20 protein-coding genes, 1 pseudogene and 3 CRISPR repeat arrays are annotated in these 18,629 nt (G+C 69.0%); of the genes and pseudogenes, 4 read left to right on the plus strand and 17 right to left on the minus strand.

The annotated features are described in order from the left end of the window. Positions 1-11: 11 nt before the first annotated feature. The 5 genes from OG522_RS00295 to OG522_RS00315 form a co-directional block, all read right to left on the minus strand. The gene (locus OG522_RS00295; protein WP_329467419.1) at positions 12-230 is read right to left on the minus strand and encodes a hypothetical protein; all 219 of its coding nucleotides are present in this window, start codon (positions 228-230) and stop codon (positions 12-14) included. 2 nt (positions 231-232) lie between these two features. Further along, a complete protein-coding gene (locus OG522_RS00300; RefSeq protein ID WP_329460888.1) occupies positions 233-583 on the minus strand; it encodes a hypothetical protein in 351 nt (116 codons plus the stop codon). Continuing rightward, a complete protein-coding gene (locus OG522_RS00305) occupies positions 478-810 on the minus strand; it encodes a DUF6233 domain-containing protein (protein WP_329460889.1) in 333 nt (110 codons plus the stop codon). Before OG522_RS00305 ends, OG522_RS00300 begins: the two co-directional genes overlap by 106 nt. Positions 811-898: 88 nt before the next feature. Beyond that, positions 899-1,750, minus strand: coding sequence for a helix-turn-helix domain-containing protein (locus tag OG522_RS00310; RefSeq protein ID WP_329460890.1), 852 nt, complete (start codon positions 1,748-1,750; stop codon positions 899-901). Between the two features lie 13 nt (positions 1,751-1,763). Further along, on the minus strand, positions 1,764-2,513 hold the full coding sequence (locus tag OG522_RS00315; RefSeq protein WP_329467420.1) for a DUF6879 family protein: 750 nt from the start codon (positions 2,511-2,513) through the stop codon (positions 1,764-1,766). A 169-nt stretch (positions 2,514-2,682) separates the two neighbouring features. On the opposite strand from OG522_RS00315, the gene OG522_RS00320 reads away from it, so the two are divergent. From OG522_RS00320 to OG522_RS00330, 3 genes are read left to right on the plus strand one after another with little or no spacing between them, the layout of a single operon-like run. After that, on the plus strand, positions 2,683-2,880 hold the full coding sequence (locus tag OG522_RS00320; RefSeq protein WP_329460891.1) for a hypothetical protein: 198 nt from the start codon (positions 2,683-2,685) through the stop codon (positions 2,878-2,880). Further along, entirely contained in the window at positions 2,877-3,407 is a 531-nt protein-coding gene (locus OG522_RS00325; RefSeq protein ID WP_329460892.1) for a hypothetical protein, read from the plus strand. The genes OG522_RS00320 and OG522_RS00325 overlap by 4 nt, the downstream gene beginning before the upstream one ends. Beyond that, on the plus strand, positions 3,404-3,634 hold the full coding sequence (locus OG522_RS00330; protein ID WP_329460893.1) for a hypothetical protein: 231 nt from the start codon (positions 3,404-3,406) through the stop codon (positions 3,632-3,634). The genes OG522_RS00325 and OG522_RS00330 overlap by 4 nt, the downstream gene beginning before the upstream one ends. A 49-nt stretch (positions 3,635-3,683) precedes the next feature. Here the strand turns inward: OG522_RS00330 and OG522_RS00335 are convergent, their stop codons facing one another. From OG522_RS00335 to cas3, 9 genes are all read right to left on the minus strand, one after another. After that, positions 3,684-3,923, minus strand: coding sequence for a helix-turn-helix domain-containing protein (locus OG522_RS00335; RefSeq protein WP_329460894.1), 240 nt, complete (start codon positions 3,921-3,923; stop codon positions 3,684-3,686). A 63-nt stretch (positions 3,924-3,986) separates the two neighbouring features. Continuing rightward, a CRISPR array of direct repeats spans positions 3,987-4,809; the repeat unit is 29 nt; unit sequence GGGACCAACCCCGCGTCCGCGGGGAGCAG. An 89-nt stretch (positions 4,810-4,898) separates the two neighbouring features. Then, a CRISPR array of direct repeats spans positions 4,899-5,231; the repeat unit is 29 nt; unit sequence GGGACCAACCCCGCGTCCGCGGGGAGCAG. An 87-nt stretch (positions 5,232-5,318) separates the two neighbouring features. Continuing rightward, the gene (cas2e, locus tag OG522_RS00340) at positions 5,319-5,669 is read right to left on the minus strand and encodes a type I-E CRISPR-associated endoribonuclease Cas2e (RefSeq protein WP_329460895.1); all 351 of its coding nucleotides are present in this window, start codon (positions 5,667-5,669) and stop codon (positions 5,319-5,321) included. Then, positions 5,666-6,628 (minus strand): type I-E CRISPR-associated endonuclease Cas1e, encoded by a 963-nt coding sequence (gene cas1e, locus OG522_RS00345; RefSeq protein ID WP_329460896.1) that lies wholly within the window; start codon positions 6,626-6,628, stop codon positions 5,666-5,668. Before cas1e ends, cas2e begins: the two co-directional genes overlap by 4 nt. Before the next feature lie 4 nt (positions 6,629-6,632). Further along, the gene (gene cas6e, locus OG522_RS00350; protein WP_329460897.1) at positions 6,633-7,355 is read right to left on the minus strand and encodes a type I-E CRISPR-associated protein Cas6/Cse3/CasE; all 723 of its coding nucleotides are present in this window, start codon (positions 7,353-7,355) and stop codon (positions 6,633-6,635) included. Continuing rightward, entirely contained in the window at positions 7,355-8,086 is a 732-nt protein-coding gene (gene cas5e / locus OG522_RS00355) for a type I-E CRISPR-associated protein Cas5/CasD (protein WP_329460898.1), read from the minus strand. The genes cas6e and cas5e overlap by 1 nt, the downstream gene beginning before the upstream one ends. Further along, positions 8,083-9,279, minus strand: a complete 1,197-nt coding sequence (gene cas7e / locus OG522_RS00360; protein ID WP_329460899.1) for a type I-E CRISPR-associated protein Cas7/Cse4/CasC — start codon at positions 9,277-9,279, stop codon at positions 8,083-8,085. The genes cas5e and cas7e overlap by 4 nt, the downstream gene beginning before the upstream one ends. Then, positions 9,276-9,929: a type I-E CRISPR-associated protein Cse2/CasB gene (gene casB / locus OG522_RS00365; RefSeq protein WP_329460900.1), complete on the minus strand. Its 654-nt coding sequence runs from the start codon at positions 9,927-9,929 to the stop codon at positions 9,276-9,278. The genes cas7e and casB overlap by 4 nt, the downstream gene beginning before the upstream one ends. Then, positions 9,926-11,614 carry a type I-E CRISPR-associated protein Cse1/CasA gene (gene casA / locus OG522_RS00370; RefSeq protein WP_329460901.1) on the minus strand — a complete coding sequence of 563 codons (1,689 nt, stop codon included), beginning with the start codon at positions 11,612-11,614 and terminating at the stop codon, positions 9,926-9,928. Before casA ends, casB begins: the two co-directional genes overlap by 4 nt. Before the next feature lie 19 nt (positions 11,615-11,633). Next, positions 11,634-14,507: a CRISPR-associated helicase Cas3' gene (gene cas3 / locus OG522_RS00375; RefSeq protein ID WP_443074636.1), complete on the minus strand. Its 2,874-nt coding sequence runs from the start codon at positions 14,505-14,507 to the stop codon at positions 11,634-11,636. Between the two features lie 226 nt (positions 14,508-14,733). Next, positions 14,734-15,494: direct repeats of the CRISPR family, unit length 29 nt; unit sequence CTGCTCCCCGCACCCGCGGGGATGGACCC. A 151-nt stretch (positions 15,495-15,645) separates the two neighbouring features. Here cas3 and OG522_RS00380 point away from each other — a divergent pair. Next, positions 15,646-16,012 (plus strand): annotated as a pseudogene (locus tag OG522_RS00380) (NF041680 family putative transposase); the annotation flags it as partial. A gap of 8 nt (positions 16,013-16,020) precedes the next feature. On the opposite strand, the gene OG522_RS00385 reads toward OG522_RS00380, so the two are convergent. From OG522_RS00385 to OG522_RS00395, 3 genes are all read right to left on the minus strand, one after another. Then, positions 16,021-16,530 (minus strand): hypothetical protein, encoded by a 510-nt coding sequence (locus OG522_RS00385; RefSeq protein ID WP_329460903.1) that lies wholly within the window; start codon positions 16,528-16,530, stop codon positions 16,021-16,023. A gap of 333 nt (positions 16,531-16,863) precedes the next feature. Further along, positions 16,864-17,697 carry a hypothetical protein gene (locus OG522_RS00390; RefSeq protein ID WP_329460904.1) on the minus strand — a complete coding sequence of 278 codons (834 nt, stop codon included), beginning with the start codon at positions 17,695-17,697 and terminating at the stop codon, positions 16,864-16,866. Continuing rightward, complete coding sequence (locus OG522_RS00395; protein ID WP_329460905.1) at positions 17,694-18,596, minus strand: sigma-70 family RNA polymerase sigma factor; 903 nt, start codon at positions 18,594-18,596, stop codon at positions 17,694-17,696. The genes OG522_RS00390 and OG522_RS00395 overlap by 4 nt, the downstream gene beginning before the upstream one ends. Between the last annotated feature and the right edge of the window lie 33 nt (positions 18,597-18,629).

Genomic DNA, 18,629 nt, shown 5'->3' on the forward strand with positions numbered 1-18,629 from the left:
GCACCTGACCGCTAAGCCGCCTTGTACCAGTGCGGACGCCCACCGCGCCATTCAATGAGAGGGGAGTCTCCGGCGACCATGTCCTCGGCGGTCGTCTCGTCGATCCCGGCTTGTCGCAGGAACTCGATGAGGTCGCATTCGGAGTGGGCGAGGCCGAGCACGTGGGCATCCACAGTGACGCGCCGCCCGCCGGTGCCGAGCGGCCGGTGCACGACGATCGGCGCGGCCATGGTCACCGCGGGGCGTTCACGGTGACAATGCGCCCGGAAGTGTCAACAGTGGGGGCCACACGCTCCACCTTGTTCGATGCGCTCAAGATGAGCCAGACGATGCCCCACACCAGGCACGTGAAGACCGTCAGGATTGCGTGCAGAACATGATTCACCGACTTGCCGCGAACCAAGACGGCCTGCGTGTCTGAGCGGGACTCGATGGGCCATCCCGTGGCAATCCGCTGGTTCACGGCCCAGTCGAGAATCAGAGCCCGCTGAGCGGCGTCAGCCGGCCCCTCCGCCCCGGAGAAGAATCCGGGAGGAGGCTCGATCGGGTGACCCCACCCTTGGGGTACTTCCTGGGGCTCCATGAGTCCACCATGCGGCCCCTCAGCCACCGGCGCATGCCCACGGTTTTCTCCAGCCAGCCGAGTCCGGTATCGGGGCGGCAGAACTCGCAGGCGGGGACCCCTTCGGTGAGTGCGCGGAGGGCTTGCTCGCGGGTGATTGCCTCGGGCTGGCCGGGGGCCATGCCGCAGCCGCCAACGTGGATGCCTTGGGGGACGGGGCCTTTGCCGCTGCGGACGTGTGCGATCACCCAGTCTGGGGGCGGCGGGGGCGGGCAGTGGGCCTGCGAGGCTTCCCGCTGCTTCCCGGCCGAGGCGGACGGCAGGCGCTCGTCAGGCTCAGGGTTTGTTCAGCGCGCTTTGAGCGCGAGCGATCAACCGATGCGCGTCGGCCCCGTAGACCGCAGACTCGCGCAGGGTTTCCCAGGTGCGCAGGTAGGTAGCGACGCTGTCCGGGTCATCGATCCGCAGTTCGGCATGCCACGTCTCGACGATCACCTGTCGCTGGTCGTAGACCCAGAACGCGGTTGAGGGCGGGATCTTCAACGAGGCACCCAGAGGGACAATCCCCAACTCGACCGTGGCCAGCCCGACGGCTCCGGCCAACCGGTCCAGTTGAGCGCCGAGGACAGCGGGCGGGCAGACCAGCGCATACAGCACCGGCTCCCAGAGCAGGAGTCTGTACCGCTTGCCCGGCTGGTAAAGGCCTTCCTGCATCCGCATCCGCGCGCGCACGGCGTCATCGGTGTCCCGCGGCGACCGCTGGAGTTCCGAGTAGCGGGTGAAGATCGCGCGGGCATAGTCGGGAATCTGAAGGACACCCACAACCATGGCGCCTTCCCACGCGTGGAATTCGGCAACTTGCGCCTGCGCGGCAACGTGGCCGAGTTGGACCGGCTTGTGCCCCTCCGCAAGCTGCCGGCGCCACGAGCGTACGTGGTTCTCCACACCGGCCAGCATGGCCAGCAGTTCGTCAGCGACTTCTGGCTGACCTGTCGCCTCTGCCCACATGCGCAGGTCATCGGCCGTCGCGGTCTGTCTCCCGTTCTCCAGCCGCGACACTTTGGACTGTGCCCAGCCGAGGGCCCCCGCGAGATCAACGCCCGTGAGCCGACCTCCAGGGCGGGCCTCGCGCACCTCCCGGAGACGTGCTCCGAGGGCTACACGCGCTTGCTGGAAGTCGGTACTCACCGGCTCACTCTCACTAGTCTGCGGCGGCGACTTCGGCCGCGAACGTCTCATACGGAACGGCATGGTGCCAGGCGGCATCGCGTGCCTGGCAGTAGCGGAGCACCGCGGCAGGCTCGGTGACCAGCTCGACGTCGATCAGGTTGTCTGCGTCGTCGAAGTTGAGGAGCGCGGCGATCCGGGAGTCGAACAGCCAGAAATCCTCGCGAGGAAGGCGCAGGTCATCGGCGTCGCTGCGCCATAGGTTGCGCATGTCTTCACCGACCGCGGCGTTGCGCCTGGCGTTCTCAAGCAAGTACAACTGCCCGAATGTTGGCGGAGAGTCGACGATGCGGACCCTTTCGAACCTCTTGCCAAGGGAAGTCTGTTCCCGGCGGTCGGCGCACCACTCCAGGTCCGCGCCTGACCAGTCCACCGTTTCGCCCCGCCTGAACTGGGCGTAGGTATCGGTCAGTTCGTCAGAGGCGTACCGGCGCCGCGTCTCTAGGCGCCACGCGGTGTGGTTGAACACGCTGAACAGCTGGTCGAACTCGTCCAGGTCGATGATGTGTGGTGTCCGGCTCTTCGGGCCCCAGTCAACCAGGACTTCACGCGGCACAACGATCGCCTGCTCGCCCGGGGACAGGTGCTGAAGTTGCGCGACGTCGGCGGGGTCGGTGAGCGGCGGGCCGTGGACGATGACTTCGCCGCTGTCGAGGTCTTCGTGTACGGACGGGCACCCGTTGACGCCGGAGCCGGTGCCGTTGAAGCGCAGTCGTCGCATGATCGTGCCCTTTCGTCGGGACATTGATCCATCAGCATCGTCGGGCCATGAGCCCTGCGCTACAGAGTGCCCCCTGCCTGCATTGAGATACAGCCGCATATCTGGCCAACGCTGCTGCATATGCTCGCATAGTGCCTAGCAGGTTCAAATCCTGCTCCATACCGTCCAGTTCATGGCGATGGAGAGCAGCACGGTCGACCCGTGCGGAGCAACTGAGCTGTTGCGTGACGCACTGACCCGCGCCGGGATCGTCCTCCCGTCGCTGGGCGCCGACTACGGATCAACCCTGGGGCTGGTCAACTTGGGGCGCGTCCACCCCAACGTGGCAGTCCGGCTGGCCTTTCGCCTCGACAAGGGGCACGACGCATGAGAGGCACCATGAACACAGTTGGCACTCCCCTTGCCCAATCCCTCACCGAGGCCGAGCGGGAAGCGATCTATGACTGGCTCGCGGGCAGTTTCAGGCGTCCTCAGGTAGCGAAGGACCTGTGGCAGAAGGGGGGCATCGCCACGCTCGCCCTCGGCCGCCGCTTCTCAGCGGTCCGCCTCACCGAGCCGCTGGTGTACGCCGTCACCGCCGCCGGCACGCTCCCCGAGACCGTGACCCGCGTCCTGGCGGCCGCCCTGCACGGCCCCGTCATCCACGACCCCCAGGGGCGCAGGTTCTACGCCCTCACGCCGCCGGCCGAACCGACGTGGGGGCTCGGCCAGCACGCCGAGTACCTCGGCAGCGACACGTACCTGGGTGTGCCCCCCGTCGAGTTCACCGACCCCGCCGACGGACTCGACTGCTACTGGGCCGTCCCGATGACCCGCCCCGGACATCTCTGCGACCCGATCCGGCTCGCAGCCCTCGTCACGGCCGGAACACTGGAACTGCGGGAAGCCCAGTCGTGAAGAAGTGGGACTACGTGGTCCACGGCGACCGTACCGGGCTCATCACGATGGACCTGAACGACATGAAGCGGGTCGCCTTCCTCCCGCCGGAGCGCCCCGGCCAACTGCGCGAGGCGACCTTCCGGAACCGGGAACTCCAGCCCGCCACCCCGGAGCAGGCGGCCGCGGCCCGATCGGCGGGACTCACCCGGGAGACACAGCGGAGCTTCCTCCCGCCCCGCCCCTGAACTCCGCTCCCTGCCGCCGCCGATCGGCAGGGAGCGGACCGGATGGCCCCTACTGCTGCCGTACGAGGTCTTCGAGGGGCACGCCGATCGCGTCGGCGATGAGGATGAGGCTGTCCAGCACGGGTGAACTGTGGCCCTGTTCGATGCGGTTGTACGTGGCCCGGTCGAGGCCGGCGCGCAGGGCGACCTTCTCTTGAGTGAGGTTCGCGTGCAGCCGCGCGGCCCGGATCCGGTCGCCGATGGCCCGGCGGCGGGTGAGCACCCAGTCGGGGAGCGGGTCAGCTTGCACCCGACCACGCTCTGATGATCATGGCTGGAAGACTCACCTGCTCAGGGAAATTTCGTGATCTTTAGGATCAACCCCGCGTCCGCGGGGAGCAGCCAGTCGCCCAACTTCGTGTCGGGCTCGGCCGGGGACCAACCCCGCGTCCGCGGGGAGCAGCCTCCCGCTCAACGGTGTTGCGGCCGTGGGGTGGGACCAACCCCGCGTCCGCGGGGAGCAGGTGCGCTCCCTCCCGTAACAAACCCCGTGAAAAGGACCAACCCCGCGTCCGCGGGGAGCAGCCTCCCGCTCAACCCGCCTGCTGCGCAGGCGGGGGACCAACCCCGCGTCCGCGGGGAGCAGGCCGTCATCGAGGACGACCCACCCGGGGCCGCGGGACCAACCCCGCGTCCGCGGGGAGCAGACCCGGAGGCAACCGCCCGGTACCTGGCCGACGGGACCAACCCCGCGTCCGCGGGGAGCAGTTCAATCCCCGTGCTCCGCACGGGGATTCGGAAGGACCAACCCCGCGTCCGCGGGGAGCAGGGACTGGTACGGGGTCCTGGACGTGCTGTCCTGGGACCAACCCCGCGTCCGCGGGGAGCAGCCCCGGGCCGGTATTTCTGCAGGTCATGGCCGGGGACCAACCCCGCGTCCGCGGGGAGCAGGTCACGCTCTATCCGGCCGGCGCGAAGACCCTGGGACCAACCCCGCGTCCGCGGGGAGCAGTAGGTGTTGGGCCGGTAGTCGATGTGGCCATGGGGACCAACCCCGCGTCCGCGGGGAGCAGAGGAGAAGCTGGAGGCGGCCGAGCCGCACATCGGGACCAACCCCGCGTCCGCGGGGAGCAGGAGGAGCCGGTCGGAGCGTACGACGACCGAGTGGGACCAACCCCGCGTCCGCGGGGAGCAGTACCTTGTCCGAGGACCCTGCCCACGCCGGTCGGGGACCAACCCCGCGCGGGGAGCAGCGGGGGTCTGTGCTCGTAGCTACCAACTACGAGGGACCAACCCCGCGTCCGCGGGGAGCAGCCCGTGGGCGGTTGCTGGGCGGGTCCTGGGCAGGGACCAACCCCGCGTCCGCGGGGAGCAGATCGCATAGAGCGTGTGGACCCGGCGCGGAGGGGACCAACCCCGCGTCCGCGGGGAGCAGTCATCGGCAGGTGGACCGGGGGCAGCGGCTCGGGGACCAACCCCGCGTCCGCGGGGAGCAGGACTCGTACACCGCGTTCTTGCCGACCAGCTCGGGACCAACCCCGCGTCCGCGGGGAGCAGCCGTCGCGGCACTCGACACGCTCTGGATCATTTGGACCAACCCCGCGTCCGCGGGGAGCAGACTCCGTGACCTGCGGTTTTCTTCGTGGGGAGCGACGGAATGAGGCACTTTCGCAGATTTTCGCATTTCGGATATATCTGGCTGTTGCTAGCGATTCCCGAATCTGCGTCGTTTGGATGCGTTGCTCCAGCCCCTGTTCGAGGTGGCTGAGGGGGGTGTGGTCGGGGCTGCGGGGCGTTGGATGAGGGTGAGGCCTTCGTGGTTGACAGGGTTCCAGGCGTGATCGTGGGTACGGAAGGTGAAGCCTTGTTCGGTGTTGGTGGTGTGGGCGAGGAGAGCCCGGCCTTGGTTGGCGTACTGGCGGACTTCTTCCCATAGGACATCGCGGATGCGGGCTGATGGACTGCCGATGAAGACGCCGGGCGAGATCTCCAGGAGCCAGCGGGTGAGGAGGCCTCGCAGGCCGGTCGGGCAGTTGGTGAGAACGATGACGGTCACCAGATCTCCTCTGTGAGGGAGGCGTGGTTGATGCCGGCAGTCACGCGTTCGTCCCCATCCGACTGGAGAGTGACCTTGTCCATGTCACTGGCCGAAGCGTCTACTTCCCTACCGCTGTCGGAGAGGAGCAACCCCTTGATGTCGTTGACGACCCGGTCCATGAGGGCCAGTTCACGGATACGGTCCCGCAGGGTGCGGCGCGTGCGGGCTCCGACGTCTTCGGAGGACTCTGCGGCTGCGTCGAAGGCGACGGGGATGCCGATCTCCGTCTTGTAGAGGTCGGCTATGTCCAGGACGAAGGACAGTTCGTGGCCGGAGTGGACGAATCCGAGGGCAGGCGAACAGCCAAGCGCGGTGACGACGGCGTGGGCGACGCCGTACATCGCTTGTGCGGCTGCGGTGACTGCCTGGTTGACCGCGTCGCCTGATGCAAAGTCGCCGGGGGTGTATCTGCGGCCTTTCCACGGGATGCCGGTGCGCTCGGCCTGGGCTCGGTAGCAGTCCTTGACGCGGCGGCCCTCCCTGCCCAGGAGCTCGTGCCGGGTGAGACCTGCGGGGTCTTCGTCGGGGAACCGGAGGCGGTACATGGCGCGGGCTACGTCCAGGCGGGTGCGGCGGTTGGCCCACTGCAGGGCTTGGGCCTCGGCAAGGGATGACGAACGGGTCAGGGCCCGTCCGCTCGCGTAGTAGCGCACACCGTGCTCGCCGACCCAGACCACGCCGGCCCCGGTCTCGCCGAGCACGCTCATTGCCTGGTGGGTGATGCGGGTTCCGGGGCCGAGAAGCAGAGTGCCGATGGTCGCGGAAGGGATGTGGGTAGTGCCTTCGGCGTCCTCTGCTGTGATCGCGTTGGCGTCGCGGTGGATGGTGCAGCGTTCCAGGTAGATGAAGGAGAGGCGGTCGGAGGCGCGGGTGAGGTCCCGTGGGGTGCTCGCTGGACGTCGGCCGGGTGTTTCCATCTGTTCAGGCCGCCGGGGCGAGAGTCATGAGGCCGCAGCCGTAGGCCTTGGCCTTGCCGAGGCCTTGGGTGAGGACGTTGCGGAGCGCCTGGGGGTCGGTCACTTCCAGGCGGCCGTCGTAGGTGACGGTCTTGATCGTCACCCTGTGAGAGCGGTTGGCGTTGTCCGGTCCGCGTTTGCCGAAGTCGAGGTTGCGCTGGTCGCGGATCATGATCTGGTATTCGTCGCCGTGTTCGGTGTGCCTGAGGTCCGTCGGTTTCTCCACCAGGCGGAAGCCGGCGGTTTCCTGGCGCTGTAGGAGCCAGCCCAGTTGGTGTTTGGGGGTGAGGTGGGCGGTGCGTTTCGTGGGGACGCCGTCCCGGTTGCGGACACTGTGCACGGGGTTGGCGGTGAGGCGGAAGTTCCAGGTGCTGCCCTTGCCGAGGCGGTCGAGGAACGGTGCGTACTGGTAGGTCTGCCAGCCGGGCGTTCCCGAGGCGGCTGCGGCGGGCCAGCCTGCCTGTTCGACGAGGTGAGTGAGGTCGGGCCGGTGGGGGCTCACCACGAACAGGAGGACTTCGGCGGCCGCGTTGCGGTCGAGGCGCCACAGGACTCGCGGGGTATCCGGGGTGCTGGGGAGGATCTGGGGGAACGACGACATGACGGCGGCGTGCAGGGCCTGCGGCGAGGAGAGGACTTTGCGGGCGGCGGGCCGGGCAGAGTTGAGGCGGAACCGGGTCAGGAACATCAGAGGTCTTCCAGAAGGCTGGTCGGGTCGTGCGCGGGAACACTGCGCGCGGAGTGTTCGGGGCGGGCGTGGGGGTTGGTGACGGCCACCGTGGTGGTGTGTACGGTGCGCAGCGCGTAGCGCCGGTGTCGGGCGTCGAAGCTGAGTGGTAGGTCGCGCACCGTGTCCCCGGCTGCGGCGCTCGTGTCAGGGTCGGTGTCGAGGAGGACGGGCAGGTACACGATGGACTCGCGTCGGTGCCGCTTCTGGTGCCATGCGGAGGCTTGCCACGGCTCGTTCGCCAGGGTGGCCTCCAGGCCGGGGCTGGGGCGGATCCCGAGGTCCAGGGGGCGGGAGGGCGGGCAGGAGCGGCGGCCGAGGTAGGGCAGGAACCTCGGTGCCAGCAACGCCTGGTGCAGTTCCTCAATGAAGGTGTCGGGCCCTTCAAGGGCGGCGACGAACACGGCGTCTGCCAGGTAGTACCGCTGGGAGATGGGCATCGACATGCCGGTGTCGGGATGGTGCGCGGTGTGGAAGTCCCTGATCCGTGTGCCGGGCTGGTCGATGCGCACCCCGAGGCGCAGCGCGGCGAGCTGGGACAGGTCGGCGTCGCGCTCCAGGCCCTGTGCGGCGGCGAGCAGGCCGAGGACGCCGCTTTTGGTCGGGGCGTTCTCGGTGGTGCGCCGGGCGAAGCGGGCCGTGGCTCCCCAGGACTGCAGGGGCCCGGCCAGTTGCAGCACCAGCACACTCATCGGCGCTGCTCCAGGCGGTCGGCGACGGCCGCGCCGATGGTGGCCACCAGTTCTTTGAGGCTGGCGACCTCGGTTCCGATCCCGGTCAGTGTTTCGGTGGCTGGGCCGACCCGCAGGAGCCAAGCGGTGGTGGTGTCATCGCCGTAGGCGCGCTCGATCTCGGGGATGTAGCGGGCCAGGCGGGCGCAGGCTTCCTCCAAGTGTCCGCCGGATTCGCCGGCGGTCACGGGGTTTTCGAATGCGGACACGAAGCTGATGGGGCGGGCTGCGCGGAGCTTGACGATGACGGCATCGGGCAAGGTGTGATTCCCGAAGGTGTTGATCTTCCCGGTGGGCAGCGACGCGATGAACCCGTCCACGAAAGCCTCCACGGCCCGCCGGACGGGGGTGGCCGGGGATTCGTCGTCGTCAAGGCCCTGGCCGAGGTTGTGTTCCAGCAGGTCGATGTCGAGGGCGGCGTAGCGGTAGAGGGTGGCGGAGTTGAAGTCGATGGTGCCGATCATTCCCGCGCCGGGCTCCGCGTCCGTGCTCTGGTCGTCGACGGCCGTGAAATAGTCCGATTCCGGCGCGACCTGGTGGACGCTCAGCGCGTGCGCGACTTGGGTGGCGGCATCGACGTTGATGTCCGTGGAGTCGGCGACCATCCGGCCGAAAAGCGCGATGTCCACCGAGTGCCGCGTATCAGCGATCCGCTTGGCTTGGGCCTTGTTGTCCTTGTCCTTGAGGAACGTCTTGATGTCGTCGGCGCCGCGTGCGGCCAGGTCGGCCAGTCCGTCCAGTTGGCGGGCGCTGAGGAACATCAGGTAGGAGGCTTCGGGGGCCGGCTCGGGCCCGCCGTTCTTCTTCGCGTCCTGTGCCTTGCGCTGGGGTGGCTCGATCTTTGACCCAGTCGCCGCCTGGAGTACCTCGGCCGCCACTGACAGGGCTTGCTCACGGGTGAGCGAGGGCGACAGCGCGGTGATGCGGGTGGCGAGGAGCTCGGCGACCCGCCGGGTGCGTACGCCCAGTTCGGACGGGTCGAGCAGATCGGCGAAGGCGCGGCGGGTGGCCCGCTTCCAAGCCTGGCTGGACACCCTCGCACGCGGGACGCCCCCATAGACGGCGGATTTCGGGGCGCCGGTGTCATCCCTGTTGAGGTTGCTCGGCGGCACGTTCTGCAGGGCGTGGATGTCGAGGATGATGCGGTGGCTCACAGGGCGTCCTTCGGGTCGGTCTCGTCGCTGGCGGCGGGGGCGGGGGCGGTTGAGGGCTGAGGCTGCCGTGGTGCGTGGAAGGAGCGCCCCCAGGAGCTGCGCACCTCGTCGCGGGTGGGACGGTGCTGCCAGCGATGGAGCTGGTCGGCGAGCACGGCGTAGTCGAGGCTGATCCCGTCACGGCGCAGTAGCGTCACCACTTCGCGCAGCCGGACGGTCAGGACGTCCCAGGCGGGGGCGGAGCCGACTCGGACGAACCGGCGGCGCACCGGCTCATCGATCTCACTACCGGGCATCAATCTGCGGACGGCAGCACCGAGTTCGGCCCCGCCGACGCGGTGCATGGGGGTGCGGCGGGACTGCTGGTGCAGGGACCACAAGGTCAGTGCGCCATAGACCGCGTTCTGGGCCCGGATCTGGTCTGCCTCACGGGCAAGGAAGGGATCGTCGTACAGCTTCCCCAGGTCGATCAGACCCCACAGATCCGGCACTGCCAGCGGGTCCTTGCCCGCGCCGCGGCGCAGCCGGGCCAACGTCGCTACGGCCTCCGAGCGGTCGCGGAGATAGCCGTGCTGCAGGCGCTGGATCTGGTCGCCCACCACACGCGCGACGCTCCCCAGCGGGGCGTATGACGCGGAAGAGACAGTCATGCGGGCACCTTCGAAGAGTTGGATTCGCAGCCGGGCTCGCCGGCGGCGGCAGTGGCATCAGTTGGGGGCAGGTCGGCGGAGGCGAGGGGGAGTCGTTCCTTGAGGCGGGTGCGGAAGCGCAGGTCGACCGAGGCGGTGTTCAGCCACGACTGGCCCTTGGCGTGGTCGATGACCCGGCCCTGCCAGGCCGCCTCACCGGCAGCCGCAACAAGCTCAGCCCCGATTCGGGCGATCTCACGACGCACCGTGCGCTGCCATGCGGTGCGCAGGGCCTGCGGATCGTCTCCGTCGCGGATGGCACCCAGCCACGCTCGGTAGTGGCCATCGAGTGTGCCGAAACCCCGGTCGCGTGCCGTGTCCTTGGGCGCCTCGGGTGCACTGCCGCCAGCCTGTGCGAGGTCGGCGGCCAGGAAGCCGAGGACGGTGACGGCTTCTTCCGCATCCACGACGGCATCGACCGCCATCTGACCCAGGCGACGGTCCCCGTCACTGAGCAGAACGAGAGCCATCATCAGACTGTCTTCGACGATCTCGTCGATGACAGACTGCTGGGTGCCGTACATCGCTCCGTAGGTCCGCACGCGGATCAATGTGCCTTTGGTCAGCACTCCTTCATTGACCAGCTGGGCGAGCCAACCGGTGATTGCAGGCCGCAGGGCCTTGGCTGGTTCGCCCCTGGCGCCTGTGTCCTGAGCCCGCGGCACGATGAGGGCACCCAGACCCCGCCAGGCGGCACGCGCCGGATCGTGCTCACGCGGCATGTAGACCAGCGGTTGCGCGAGTTTCTTCTCCTGCGCTGGGCTGCGGCGCCAGCCGGACATGGGTTCGTGGCTGTGCATGTTCTGCGGGGAGAGCGGGTCGCCGTAGGTGAGGACGACCCCGTACACGCCGTCGGCATCTGCGTGCAGCAGCAGGCGGCGGGAGGGCCATGTGTACAAATCACGAACCCCGTAGGGGCGGTGTGCCAGGTCGGGGGCGGCGCCCGGAGCAGACGGAGTGCGCCGCCACGCCGGCTGGTCCTGCCCACTGGACGGGGCCCGGTTCTCGTCGGCGATGAGATTCAGCAGCAGCGTCTCGCGCAACGTCATGCCCTCGGCAAGAACACCACCGATGCTTCCCGCCCAGGCGACACCTTGCGGATACGCCTTTCCCGCCTTGGCCCGACTGTCCCCCACCACGCCGGTCTTGATCCCTGAAGTGTCGTAAGCCTGAGCGTGCACCACCCAGCGGGCCGCCTCCGCAAACGAGATCCGTTGCGCACCCCGAGCCCGCATCGTGAAGAACGGTTCACCGTTGGGTACGTCGGCGACGATCCGGTTCAGCGAGAAGATCTCACCCTTGGACGTCCGTAACCCCGCGGTCTGAAAGAACGGCGCCACCGCGTCCAGCAGGTCAAACCGTGCCCGGTGCGTGTCCAGATACCCCGGCACTGCAGCGAACGGAGCCTCGCCCTCCCACAACTCCGCCCACTCGTCCACGTCTTGTGGGCCCTCGAGCGCGTCATGAAGGATCGCGAGGAGAAGCCGCATCAGGGCGAAGTCCTGCGTAGGGAGGTCGCCGGCCAGCCGCCGGATCTGTGCCGCGCGCGCGAAGACCTCCCGTAAGGACAGGTCCACCTCGCGGCCGTCCAACAACTGCACCGGTAACCACGGCTGGTCGGTCAGGTCGAACGACGGCGTACCCACCGCCCCTCCCACCGGCTGGTCAACTCTCACGTTGCACCTCAAGTCCGTCCCGCGGGCTGTAGTTGAGGACGAAGCCTGCCAGCCGGGTCTGACAATCGGCCTGAACAGGCAAAATGAGCTCTCCGGCCAGCCACGGGCTGTCCTTGGACTGCCAGGCCGGCACGTAGAACTTCTCCAGCTCTGCGATCACTTGGTCGATGATTCCCGGGTGGGCCAGCTGGAGCGGAAGCCGCAGTCCGCACGCCGCGGTGGCCTTCGCCGCCCGCGCCTCGGGTATGGCGTCCTGCGCAAGGGGCAGCCCGCCCCGGCCCTCATCCAGCCACTGTGGCGTCGTCCACGATCCGTCCAGGTGCCGCTGCACGACGAGGACCTCCAGGCTCTGCGCACTGTCACGGACCTGAGCCCGGCCGGCCCGTGTGTCGTCCGCATCCCCCGCACCACCCGCCACCCAACCCGTCAGCGGCCGCCCCGGCCTCGCCACCGTCCCCAGCCGGAACGTCTGAGCCCGCCGCTCCTTGTCCGCCTGCCCCCGCTCATGCACCTGGCCCGCCTCTTCCAGCGCACCGGCCCACTCCCGCGGGCCCACAGCCTCTGGCCCGTAGGCCTGCTGCACCAGCGCACTGATGTCCTGCGGCAAGCGCACCGGCACACCGTCCAGATGCGGCTTCAAGACCCCGGCGGCCCGCAGCAGCGCATGCCGGCCATACACCAGCTCCGAACCCCGCACCGGCTGGGGAACGGATGCCGTCCAGTCGGCGCCGGTCACCAGGCAACGCGGCTCCCGCAGCCGCGCCGGGCGCAGGCGCGGATGCCGGTGCAGACGGCCCATCCGCTGCAACACCAAGTCCACCGGCGCGAGATCGGTGACCAGCAGATCGAAATCGACATCCAGCGACTGCTCGGCGACCTGGCTGGCCACCACGATGTGCTTGCCCGGCCGGGCCGAGGACCTGGGGCCGAACCGGTCCAGGAGATCCGCATCCTTCGCCGCACGGTCCAGATCGAGGAACCGGGCATGGGCCACCGTGACCGCGTCGACGCCGAAGCGTGTGCGCAGGACTTGTGCCGTCTCCAGAACACGGTTCACCGTGTTCCGCACGACCAGGGCGCAGCCGCCGTCCGCCAGCTCAACCTCCAGCCGGCCCGCCAGGACCTCCAGGTCGTCCTCCAGCGCCTCGACCTGCACCGCGCCCGCTCGCCCGGATGCGCCGGGCTGTTCCATCACTGGCGCGCGCCCGGGCGCCACGGCGCTCAGCAGCGGATACCCCTCTGCCTGTCCCACCACCTCGTACGCGCCGGGTGCCGCCTGGGCGTAGGCCTCTGCCAGCGCCTGGCGCCGCGCCGCAGGCAGCGTCGCCGACAACACGACCACCGGTACCCGATAGGCCCCCAGCCACGACAGCACCCGGTCGAGATAAGTGTTCATGTACGCGTCGTACGCGTGCGCCTCGTCGATGACGACGACTTTCCCCGCGAGCGCGAGGTGCCGCAGCGCCAGATGACGGCTCTTCAGCCCGGCGAACAGCAGCTGGTCAACCGTTCCGACCGTGAACGACGCCAGCATCGCCTTCTTCCGGCCGCGCAGCCACTGGTGAGCGACCAGCTCCGCGGGGGCAGCCCGCCGGTCGGCACCGGGCGTCGGCAGTTCTTCGCCGCCCTCCACATCGACCGCGGCGATTGTGTGCCGCGAGGCGCGCAGCAGGCCCTCGAAATCCTTGTTCAACGCTGCTTTGGAATGCACCAACTGCACCGACCAGGGCAGCCCTTCCTCTGCCGGAAGGCGCTCCAGCCACTCCAACAGGCGCGGGAACATCGCATTGCCCGTAGCCATCGTCGGCAGCGCGAAAAACACCCCGCCCGCCCCCGAACGCGCCGCGAGCACCTCGACGGCGGCCAGAGCCGCCTCCGTCTTCCCCTCCCCCATCGGCGCCTCAATGACGATCAGCCCCGGCGCAGGCATCTCCCGGGCGATCCGCGCGGCCGCCTCCTGCACCGGGCGCGGCACCGCACCGGCCGGCAGGGCGAAGCGGTTGGTGAACAGCTGCGCCACTACCCCCTGCGGCTCCCGGGCCAGCCACGGCCCCGGCAAGTCCAGCCCCCGCCAGGCCGCCTCGATCCGCTCGTCATTCGTCCAGTGCGCCGCCTCAGGAAAGTAAGGGAACAGGTCCCGATTGCTCGCAATCCAGTCCGCCACAATGACCAGCGCGGACAGCAACACCTGCACCGTCTGCGGCAACTTCACCTGCGCCCAGGCGTCAAGCCGCTCCTCGGCCCCGAACGAGACAGAACAGAAGGACAGCAGTTCGCCCTGCACCCGCCGCCATACCTCGTCGCTCGCCCCCGCAGTGCGCAACAGGTGCGGACGGCATGCGAGGTCATATATCTGTGGATGCTCCGGTGGGGCTCCATGATGGCCGCCCACCACGGCCGCGAACTGAACAGTGCTCCGGCTGTGCCAACCGTGCTCTTCTTCTAGCCACTCCTGCAGGAGCAGCTGACCGGCCAGACCGTGAGGAGCCAGTCGGCGATCGGCCCCCATCTCCCGCTGGTACGGCATAGCCAGCCCCGCCGTCCGCATCCGATCCGCGAGCCCATCCACCTGACAGGCGAAAGCCGGCGTTGCCTTCCCGATGTCGTGTACCCCCGCCAGCCACAGCACCAGCCGCCGCGCATCCTCCTCGCCGCCCGGCAGAGCCTCTGCGATCAACCGCCGCACAGACACGGGTATCCACCGGTCCCACAGCAGTCCAGCCACCGCGGAACTATCCGTCATGTGCCGCCACAACGGCAACCAACTGTCTGTATCAGCACGGTATTTCGCCCACACCGTGCGAGCTGCCGCAGAGAGCTCAACCCCAAAAGCCCCCGCCAGCTCTCGCCGTACGCCACTCATAACAACATCCAAGTACACACAGGCGTCCGGCGCTGGCTTTCTTGGATTCACGCCCCACGCTCACCGGTACCCAAGCTTCCGGCGGTGATCGCCAACGAATAGGCCTATCCGCTAGCCTGAAACTCCAAGCAGGAAGCCCGATTTGGCTGATTGGTCGAAAATGCGGCATCTCGAAGAAGTGCCTTCATACACGGCTACCCGCCACGAACACTGCTGGTCATCGAGTCTGCTCCCCGCACCCGCGGGGATGGACCCTCCAGTGCTTGTCGTTGTCCTTGTCCACCAGGCTGCTCCCCGCACCCGCGGGGATGGACCCGCTGACCGCGCCTGGGAGAGGCCGCGCGCGCCCTGCTCCCCGCACCCGCGGGGATGGACCCCAGGGGGAGCCGCTTCAGCAGTGCTGGTCGCCCTGCTCCCCGCACCCGCGGGGATGGACCCTCACCGGCCAGCTCCTTCAGGCCCCGGCTGATCTGCTCCCCGCACCCGCGGGGATGGACCCCAGTGGCCCGCACAGGTATTAAGTCGCATTTGCTGCTCCCCGCACCCGCGGGGATGGACCCTCCCGGACAACCCCGGACAACCCGACGGCCAGCTGCTCCCCGCACCCGCGGGGATGGCCCCGCTGACACCGTGTTGGCGCCGGCCGCACTCGCCTGCTCCCCGCATCCGCGGGGATGGCCCCCTGCACGCGGGATTGACGGAGACAGGGCAGGCCTGCTCCCCGCACCCGCGGGGATGGACCCCGGCGCCGCGCGGCGTGCGGGTCGCCCATGTCCCGCTCCCCGCACCCGCGGGGATGACCCCGAATGCCTGCCCGGCAGCCACGACGCTGAGGGCTGCTCCCCGCACCCGCAGGGATGACCCCCGGTCTGCTGCCGCGCGGGGCTCGCGATCTTCATGCTCCCCGCACCCGCGGGGATGGACCCCGCACGAACATGGTCTTGGACTTGTAGTCGTACTGCTCCCCGCACCCGCGGGGATGGACCCGTCTTGGACAGCGTCCCGAAGACGTTCTCGCCCTGCTCCCCGCACCCGCGGCGGGGATGGACCCCACTCCAAGGCACGGCGGGCGCAGAAGAGCGCCTGCTCCCCGCACCCGCGGGGATGGACCCCCAGACCGCCCGCAACGAAACCGGCCCAGACGCTCGGCTGGACCTGTCCCACGCTCCGCAGCCCGGAGGCCGCGGACCGGTGGACCAGGCTCGTGATCGCGGCGCATACCCAGCTCCGCCTCACCCGCGAGGCCGCAGCCGATCTCCGCCGCCCCTGAGAGAAGCCCGCCGAGCCCGCCCGGCTCACCCCGGCTCCGGGTCCGCCGGGGGTGCAGGAACCTCCGCCCCCATCTGCACAGTCCGGCCCATGCGCCCAAACCCTCAACTCCCGGCCCAGAGCGCCCATTTGGCTCGAAGAACCAGAGACTCGCCACCCGTTACGACGTGGGCAAATCGACCAGACAGCCCGAAAGTATCGCCGAACGTAATCACCTCAAAGCTCCTAAACCATAAAGATAAGCTCAGACCCCGGCCGTGCAGAAGACGCACGCCTCCCAGAACGGCAGCGCGTCCAGTACCCGGTGGCGTACACATGAGGCCATCGCCGCTTCCTGCGGCCCGGGCAGGACGCCTGTGCCGCCGCTCGCGGTCGCGACGTCGAACTCCTCCACCATGGCCCGGTACGTGCGCAGATACCCCTCGGCCCGGGGCGGCTCGTACGTCAGTTCCTCCCACCGGTGGCGAGAAAGCGCCAGATCGAGGACGCGCAGCAGGAAGTCCTTGGCGGCGGCCCGCTCCTGTGGCGTGTCCCCCCAATCGAGCTCCGCCAGGTCGAACCCGACCACCCCACGCCCCATCACATTCTGGTCCTGGAGGGTCAGCAGCGCGGCGAAGCGGAAATCCCACGGCTCGTGGGCCAGCGCGGACACGGCGAGCACCAAAACGTCCACGAACACCGCTGTGCCGCCGTTGGTCATCTCCAGGTACCGGCCCCCACCGCTGCGGCCCCCACCACTGCCAAACACGTTCATGTCATAAGAGTAAAGAGCGGGGGAAGCCATGCCGTGCCCGTGTTCAGCGCCCTAGTGGCCGGTCCCGCCGGCGCCGGTACCGTCGGCGATTTGAGCTCTTCTGTGAAGGACGCCGCCCCGGCTCGTAGGACTCCTCGGGCTTGGGATCCTCAAGCGGCCCCGGCCCAAGAAGGGCAGGAGCACGCAGTGCCCGTCGTAGTGTCCCCGAACTCTCCGGGCATGGTCCGTGACCGGAACCGCATCCCCTGGCCGCCGCGCCCCGTGCTGCCAGGTGGTCACCAGGTGACCGGCGAGGGACTGCGCGAAAAGGGGCGGGCGTGGCATGGCACATCGTCATCGTGTCGCGGTCTCCCCCAGGTGGCTTGTCGTTTCACCGGGCTGGGCGGCGGGCGACAGGGCGGCTGTCCCTTGCCTCTGGGGGGGCTTGCCGGCCGCGGGGCAGCGCGTGCCGGTGGTGGGGTGTGCGGCGGCTTCGAGCAGGGTGGTGATCTGGCGGGCGAAATCGGGGCCGGGCATGGGCAAGTCCATTTCGGGCTGGCGGAGGTAGCCGACGGCAACCGCAGTGGGGACGTAGGTCATGAGTTCGGTGACGGCGGCGGAGCGGGGGCGCACGGTGTGCTTCGCGAGGTGGCGCAGGACGCGCAGGATCGTGGTGGTCGAGTTGGTGACGCGGTGGTTGGCCGCGTGCCAGGCCGCATTGGTGGTCGAGGCGGGGTGGTGTTCTGGAGGCGCCGTGTCGGGGGCGGGGGGGACGTCGTCGGTCTGGCGGTGCCACCAGGCGGCGGTGTCGCGTTCACCGAGAGCGAGGTGATGGAGGTAGAGGCAGTAGGCGGCGGCAGCCTGTCCGGCGCCGGCGGCGTACTCCCACCAGAAACGGGCTCCGTCGCTGGTGTCGGTCAGTTGCAGGACGCAGGCCAGGACCAGCGCGCTGCGCGGTTCAGGGACCTGGTCAGTGACGAACGTTGCGACGTCACAGGCGGGCGTGCGCGCCACCACTGTCTCGCACAGGGCGCGCAGGTCCTCTGCAGCACCGTCGGGGTCGCCCACCGGCATAGACGGATCGCTGGTGGAGCGGGATGCGGGCGCGGTGGGCGGGACGATGTCGCGCGGTACGGAGCGGTCGCGGACCAGTAGGGCCCGGGAGAGGAGTTCTTCGATGCGGTTCATTCGGTGTTCCCTTCGGTCTCCGGCGGCGGGTACAGAGGGCTCTGTTCGTCGTCCTGTTCGGTCTCCGGCGGGCACAGGATGCTCTCCAGGAAGCGGACGGCGTGGCGTTCGTCGGAGCGGACCGTGGCTCGTGAGACGCCCAGCAGGGCGGAGGTCTGTTCCTCGCAGTGGCCGCGCAGACGGCGCAGCACCATGACGTCGAGTTGGTGGTCGGGCAGGCGGCTCATCGCGTTGAAGAGCTCCATGGACTCCGCGATCTGGTCCATGTGGTCGGCTGCGGGCAGGGACTGCAGGATTACGGTGTCGAATGCGGCGGTGCCGAACTGCGGGCGGCCGTCCAGGTGGGGGGTTTTGGCCAGGACGGTGGCGCGCAGGGCCTCCCACGCGAAGCGGCGCAGGTCGGGGCTGGCCAGCGCGTCGTTCCAGCACAGCCACAGGATGTCGAACGTGTCGGAGACCGCGTAGTCGCTCTGGTCGTCACTGAGGAAGACCTGTGCGTAGCCGGTGTAGTCGTCGCCGACCAGTTCACGGTAGGCGAGGTGAGCCAGGGGCGGGGCGGTGGGTGCGGTACTCAGAGTGCTGTTCTCGCTGCATCGTTCCACCCAGGCGCTGCTCTTGTGTGCTTCGAACGCGGCCTGGCGCCACAGCCGATAGAGAGGCCAGCTGGGCAGGCCCAGTTCCCTGGCCAGGCCCTGCACCGCCTCCCACCGCGGGTACAGGCCGATCCCGCGCAGGAGTTCGGACAGTTTCGACTTCGCGAACATGATCCGGACGCTGAGCTCGCTCAGCGTCAGCCCGCTGCCCAGATACCTCTCGCGGACCGGCTCCAGCCAGGCACGGTGCGCGCTGCCGACACTGGACGTGATCGGGCCGAGCTTGCGGCCGGGGCGTCCCGACACCCGGTCGTTCAGACGGCGCGTCGGGCGGCTCCA

This window comes from Streptomyces sp. NBC_01431 (assembly GCF_036231355.1).
Taxonomy (GTDB): domain Bacteria; phylum Actinomycetota; class Actinomycetes; order Streptomycetales; family Streptomycetaceae; genus Streptomyces.

Bases quoted from the DNA above. Each gene is read 5' to 3' on its own strand.
- OG522_RS00295 (WP_329467419.1), bottom strand. From the start codon at position 230: ATGGCCGCGCCGATCGTCGTGCACCGGCCGCTCGGCACCGGCGGGCGG.
- OG522_RS00300 (WP_329460888.1), bottom strand. From the start codon at position 583: ATGGAGCCCCAGGAAGTACCCCAAGGGTGGGGTCACCCGATCGAGCCT.
- OG522_RS00320 (WP_329460891.1), top strand. From the start codon at position 2,683: ATGGCGATGGAGAGCAGCACGGTCGACCCGTGCGGAGCAACTGAGCTG.
- OG522_RS00325 (WP_329460892.1), top strand. From the start codon at position 2,877: ATGAGAGGCACCATGAACACAGTTGGCACTCCCCTTGCCCAATCCCTC.
- cas1e (WP_329460896.1), bottom strand. From the start codon at position 6,628: ATGGAAACACCCGGCCGACGTCCAGCGAGCACCCCACGGGACCTCACC.
- cas6e (WP_329460897.1), bottom strand. From the start codon at position 7,355: ATGTTCCTGACCCGGTTCCGCCTCAACTCTGCCCGGCCCGCCGCCCGC.
- cas5e (WP_329460898.1), bottom strand. From the start codon at position 8,086: ATGAGTGTGCTGGTGCTGCAACTGGCCGGGCCCCTGCAGTCCTGGGGA.
- casB (WP_329460900.1), bottom strand. From the start codon at position 9,929: ATGACTGTCTCTTCCGCGTCATACGCCCCGCTGGGGAGCGTCGCGCGT.
- cas3 (WP_443074636.1), bottom strand. From the start codon at position 14,507: ATGAGTGGCGTACGGCGAGAGCTGGCGGGGGCTTTTGGGGTTGAGCTC.
- OG522_RS00385 (WP_329460903.1), bottom strand. From the start codon at position 16,530: ATGAACGTGTTTGGCAGTGGTGGGGGCCGCAGCGGTGGGGGCCGGTAC.
- OG522_RS00390 (WP_329460904.1), bottom strand. From the start codon at position 17,697: ATGAACCGCATCGAAGAACTCCTCTCCCGGGCCCTACTGGTCCGCGAC.